Raw genomic sequence first — 2977 nt, forward strand, 5'->3', positions numbered from 1 at the left:
CCCGCCGAGAAGGCCGACGAGGATGGCACCGGCTCGCCCCAACGGCCGCGATAGATCAACTTGAGGGCAAGGGAGCGGCCGGTCGTGTCAATTCCGGTCTAACAGAGCCATTTCTTTTGCGTATTCGTCGCGCGCACGTGAGGAGACGATGCCAAGTTTGCAGCCGCTATCGGCGAGTGTTGCGATGACTTCAAGCAAACCTGGAAACACACTGATGGTGCTTTTAAAGCTGGCGGCAACTTGGCACCAGCGATCCAACGTTGCCTGCGAGTAGATCCCAAGTTTCTCAAGGGCATCCTTGCCGGGTATGCCGAGGGCAAAGTCAAGCTCGTGTCGGGGAAGCGTTTTGCTGGTCTCTTCTTGGACAATCTGGACAAGCGATGACAGAACGCTTTCTTCTGTATCTGCCAATGTCCCATCAACGTCAAATACGATATGGTCAAAGTGCTTCATATGATTGCTCCTCTCTGTTGTTTGCCTGCAAGTTTGATGCAGTGACAGAAGAAGGGTTAGCGGGATTTCTGCCTGGTGCTATCGAGATTCTGCCTCGCTGCTCGATAGCTCGAAGGAGTGCACCCCATTTGTTCTTTAAATACCTGGCCAAGATGGCTTGCTGTTATAAATCCGCATTGGCGCGCGACTGTCTGTACCGTTCGCGTGGTGTGTGCCAAAAGTTCGCAAGCACGGTTTATGCGGTATGCGCGTAGATATGCCGCCGGGGTCGTTCCTGCACAAGTTTCGATAATGCGGTAACACTCTCTTTCGCTTACGCCGGCTGCAGATGCCATCTGGGGCACATCTATAGCGGCTGCATAGTTTGCGCGGATAAAGTCCAGGATTGCCTTGAACTGTACGTCGCGGCTGGTCATCCAAGAGGCGCCGTCGGAAGAAAAGAGCGGTTCGGTCTTGGCGTTAATCTGAATCCAGAGCTCTGACAAACTATTTCGAAGCGCCATCTCGTTCTGCGGCCGTTGAAGGTCGTGGCTAAAGGAGCTCTTCAGCAAATCGATAAAGGGCATATCGTCGGGATTGGTGGGCGACCATTTGAGCACATCGACGCCTCGACATTGAAGCAATGGGTTGATGTAGCGCTTTTGAAGGCGTCCCGCGGGATCGCCGAGCATCGACGGCTGAAAGATATGCAACATTTGAATGGCTGGTGCCGAATTGGGTGATTGCAGCGTGCTGTGCAAAACGCCGCCGTTGATAAAGCCGGCGGACCCTTCCTCAAAGCGCACGTGTTCATGAGCCGCGCGCGTTCGATAGTCAATCGCTCCCTGCTCCATGTAGAAAAGCTCGACTTCGGAATGCCAGTGCCAGGGGACGGAATTGCCCGGATAGCGAGCGAATTCTGCGCGTTCGGCAATATAGGGCCAGTCTGCGGCGGTCTCGGGAAACGCTTCCTCGCGTCCTCCGCGGTGCAATTCTATGTGATCCATGTTTCGCATGGCATCAGTATAAAGCGCGATGGGCTTAGATTGCTCTTGCCTGTTCGGGGAACGCCTTGTCTAGGGATGCTTGGAGCTTATCGAAGGATGCTCGCAAGTTGTGGCTCTGGTCGGTTGAGCGTTTGGCTTTTGTGGTGGGGGAGTCGAGGAGACCGTTTCTCTGTGTCGGGGGGAAGGAGAAAAGGTCTGCATGTTTTAGGGATGGCTGCTGTGCTGCGTCATTGGAAGTATGCATGCTTATGCGGCCTCCTCGATGTCCACCAAAAGATTGCGCTCGGGGTATGCTGCTAGGTCCCGTGCGTTGGCAGTATTATGCCGCGGCCGTCGCAAAGAAGCGCTAAAGAAAGGCTTAACCTGGTTTGGTGTTACGATGAAACTGCAGGTCAGAGGTATCGAGTAACACTCTTGAAAGGTTTTGAGCTTAAGGGCTTTCTAAGGTTTGTGACGTGGATGTGGCGCGGACGTGCGGAGCGTGTGAATGCTCGCTGTTAGCGCTGCGGCTCTGCGGCGCGCACCTGCTCGATGACCTTTTCCATCGTGGTGTCGATGCGGTCTTTTTTGAGCTCGCATTCCCAGATGGTTATGGGTGTCCAGCCCATTTGAGTGAGCGCTGCCACGGCGGCGCGATCGCGTTCGACGTTGCGACGGAACTTTGCCTCCCAAAACTCAACGTTGCGCTTGGGCTGGCTCGGATTGCACTTGGGGCAGCGGTGCCAAAAGCAACCGTTGACGAAGATGGCGATCTTGCGTCCGGGGAAGGCGATATCGGGCTTGCCGGGCACCTTCCATTCCAAACGATAGCCGGTAAGGCCCGCGGCGCGCAGGTGCTGGCGAACGAGCAGCTCGGGCTTGGTGTTGGCGCGCTTGTTGCCTTTCATGGACTTTTTGATGGCGGCACGACGGCGCACCAATTCGCGCTCGTCGGCGGAGAGGTCCGAGGTGTCGATGCCGTCGAGCAGGCCGGGCTTGGGGCGCTTTTTGCTGCGGCGCTTGGTTTTGCGCTTGGGCTTGGTGGCGGGCTCGTCGGTCGTGGCGGGGTCGCCGTCGCCGCTGGTGCTTGCCTCAAGCCGGTCTTCCTTTAGCTCGATCAGGGCTTCGATCAGCCCCTTGTCGGCGGGCATCCACTCTACTGTTGCCAGCGAAGCGCGTGGAATCCAGCGGATATCGAGCTGCCGGTCGTGCTTCTGGGGTTCACCGGACTCATCGGCGAGCGAGCAGTAATAGCACTCCATGGAGAGATGAAAATCGGGGTAGTCGTACTCGACGGTATAGAAATCGCGCAGGTTGGTGACTTTTACCTGCAGCTCTTCCATAAGCTCGCGGCGCACGGCGGCCTCGGGTGTTTCGCCACGCATGAGCTTGCCGCCGGGGAACTCCCAAAGTCCCTGCATGCCGCCGTAGCCGCGCTGCACAGCAAGTAGCTCGTCAGATCCATCCTTGCGAATGATCCCAGCGGCAACATGAACAGTCTTCAACAGGAGTCCTCTCTCAACATCATTACATGACGGGGTAGTCTTTTTGGGACGGGG

Annotated in this window: 3 protein-coding genes; all 3 read right to left on the reverse strand. The window is 56.6% G+C overall.

Going from position 1 to position 2977, the window contains the following annotated elements:
• Positions 1 to 87: 87 nt before the first annotated feature.
• The 3 genes from AQ996_RS08400 to vsr all read right to left on the reverse strand — a co-directional run bounded on the left by AQ996_RS08400 (position 88) and on the right by vsr (position 2923).
• Entirely contained in the window at positions 88 to 453 is a 366-nt protein-coding gene (locus AQ996_RS08400; RefSeq protein ID WP_055252450.1) for an HAD hydrolase-like protein, read from the reverse strand.
• A 56-nt stretch (positions 454 to 509) separates the two neighbouring features.
• Positions 510 to 1439, reverse strand: coding sequence for an AraC family transcriptional regulator (locus AQ996_RS08405; protein WP_172674635.1), 930 nt, complete (start codon positions 1437 to 1439; stop codon positions 510 to 512).
• Positions 1440 to 1936: 497 nt separating this feature from the next.
• On the reverse strand, positions 1937 to 2923 hold the full coding sequence (gene vsr / locus AQ996_RS09685; RefSeq protein ID WP_082435596.1) for a DNA mismatch endonuclease Vsr: 987 nt from the start codon (positions 2921 to 2923) through the stop codon (positions 1937 to 1939).
• Positions 2924 to 2977: the final 54 nt, after the last annotated feature.

It is taken from the genome of Collinsella aerofaciens (assembly GCF_001404695.1).
Taxonomy (GTDB): Bacteria; Actinomycetota; Coriobacteriia; order Coriobacteriales; family Coriobacteriaceae; genus Collinsella; species Collinsella aerofaciens_E.